This window comes from Thiomicrospira sp. (genome assembly GCF_014859555.1).
Classification (GTDB): domain Bacteria; phylum Pseudomonadota; class Gammaproteobacteria; order Thiomicrospirales; family Thiomicrospiraceae; genus Thiomicrospira.
The window spans coordinates 1-1,026 of record NZ_JACUTY010000145.1 but is presented as its reverse complement, the minus strand read 5'-3'; the positions used below and the strand labels follow the sequence as shown (position 1 = coordinate 1,026).

At 45.9% G+C, this 1,026-nt stretch carries 2 protein-coding genes; both read right to left on the bottom strand.

Features of this window, described 5'->3' with window-relative positions:
• Window positions 1-592: acyltransferase (locus IBX48_RS10610; protein WP_296834418.1), on the bottom strand; the 592-nt coding region annotated here is incomplete at its 3' end.
• The gene (locus IBX48_RS10605) at window positions 582-989 is read right to left on the bottom strand and encodes an FdtA/QdtA family cupin domain-containing protein (RefSeq protein ID WP_296834415.1); all 408 of its coding nucleotides are present in this window, start codon (window positions 987-989) and stop codon (window positions 582-584) included. The genes IBX48_RS10610 and IBX48_RS10605, both read right to left, overlap by 11 nt.
• Window positions 990-1,026: the final 37 nt, after the last annotated feature.

Genomic DNA, 1,026 nt, shown 5'->3' with positions numbered 1-1,026 from the left:
CTGTTCTGTTCTGTTCTGTTCTGTTCTGTTCTGTTCTGTTCTGTTCTGTTCTGTTCAAGGTATTATCCTTCACTTCATATTGTACACAGCAAGTGGGACAGGTTAAATTTTCGAGTTTTGTTCCGCATTCGCATACCCAGCCGTGTTGTTTGGCGGGGTTGCCATAGACCAGCGCATGGGATGGCACGTCTTTGGTGACTACGGCGGCCGCACCAATCATGGCGTATTGCCCGATTGTAATGCCACCAATAATGGTGGCATTCGCGCCAAGGGAGGCGTGATGCTTAATAATCGTATTTAAAAATGCTGCCGGGCGTTGTTTGGAGCGTGGGGTAAAGTCATTGGTAAAGGTGACATTCGGACCAATAAACACATTATCTTCGATGCGTAAGCCATCCCAAACCTGCACACCGGATTTAACGGTGACGTTGTTGCCAATCTCGACATCGTTTTCGATAAGCGTGAGCGCATTGATATTGCAGTTTTCGCCGATTTTCGCGTTTTTTAACACCACACTAAATTGCCAAATAGTGGTGCCTGCACCAATTTGGTTAGTTTGCACATCGGCCAGCGGATGGATTTTAGCCTTCACCGTTTACGACCTTTAGGAATTCGTTGTAGTCTCGAATGTAATCGTTTTCGTCGTAGTGCTCACTCGCCAGAACCAACAATACGCAATCGGGTGAAAAATCGTGCATCTCTCGCCAGGTTAAATCCTCGATAATTAGCCCTTTAGTTGAGCAGTCGAGCAATACTTCTTCGCGTTGTTTACCGTTATCAAGCACAAAACGGCATGATCCTGTAACACAGACGGCGACTTGCTTAAGGTTGCAATGGGCGTGAAAGCCGCGCGAAACGCCTTCCTTTGTGCCAAAAATGTAATACACACGCTTGATTTCGAATGGAACAGACTTATTGGCTTCAAGCGCCACTAGTGAACCGCGTTCATCGCCCAGGGGCTGGAAGTTAACGATTTGTATTAAACTCATAACTTATACTCGATTAAATCTGCTAAATATTTGCCAT